The following is a 906-nucleotide window of genomic DNA, read 5'->3' as shown; positions in this document are numbered from 1 at the left end:
CCCGACTTTCGCAATTCGCGACCATGTGGACGTGTAACTTGCTGTTTTTCCATAATCGACAATTTTAGGTCGGCACTACACGGCTTTTTTACAGGCCGCTTTGTCTGCTGCAATCCGTGGCGGAGGTTGTGCCGGAAGAAGCAGGTCGAGTTGTGCAAGTAAGAGCTTCAAATCTTTGTCGGGTAGTGTGTACCTCGGTAAAATTAGATAGCGGCCATCAGTTGTCGGCAGGTGCACGTCTACCATTTGCAGAGTAGAAAATTTTTCCAGGATAGATCGTGGGGTAAGTCCAGGAGCCAATTGCCGTGCGCGGTGTTTAAGCGTTACCAACAAACAATATGCCATGAAGGCCACAAAGATATGGGCTTCAATACGTTCATCGGTTTGGTGATGAATCGGTCGTATTGCCAAGTCTCCTTTCAACTCCTTAAAAGCCTGTTCGATCTCTGTGAGTTGAATGTATTGCTGCCAGAGTATCGCGGGATCGGTAGAAGTTACGTTCGAACGAAGCAGATAACATCCTTCGCGCCGACGGACCGTGCGCAGCTTTTCATGTCTCAGGCTAAAGGTGAAGGTTTCGTAATTGACGGGTTCCTCTGGCTTGGGAAGATTAATTTTAACCAGAGAATATGCCCTCCCTGCTTCTTTTTTTGCGGCACCGAGTTTCAGCAATAACGTATCGCGAGTGATGTTTTGACGTTGCAGCTCATGGAGCCTACGCCACAATTTTTTGAGCCGTCGTTTACGCATTGAACGCTCTTTATTTGCACGCCCATCACTTCTGGCAAGGATGTAAAGTTCGTCGTTTTGGTTAAGAAGCTTTACTTTCACTTCTGAGCGCACCTGCTCCCAGGATTTATCCAGAAATGATTTTTCTAGCTTGCTTAACCTGCCTTTGGGGGTGCC

The 906-nt window shown here is 47.6% G+C and carries 1 protein-coding gene; it reads right to left on the bottom strand.

What is annotated here, in order from left to right:
* Positions 1 to 75 precede the first annotated feature (75 nt).
* A partial coding sequence (locus tag JWH17_RS23225) for an IS1634 family transposase (protein ID WP_205225084.1) occupies positions 76 to 906 on the bottom strand: 831 nt, incomplete at its 5' end.

The organism is Desulfogranum marinum (genome assembly GCF_016918565.1).
Classification (GTDB): Bacteria; Desulfobacterota; Desulfobulbia; order Desulfobulbales; family Desulfobulbaceae; genus Desulfogranum; species Desulfogranum marinum.
The sequence above is the reverse complement of the archived record's forward strand: the minus strand, read 5'-3'. Positions and strand labels throughout refer to the sequence as shown.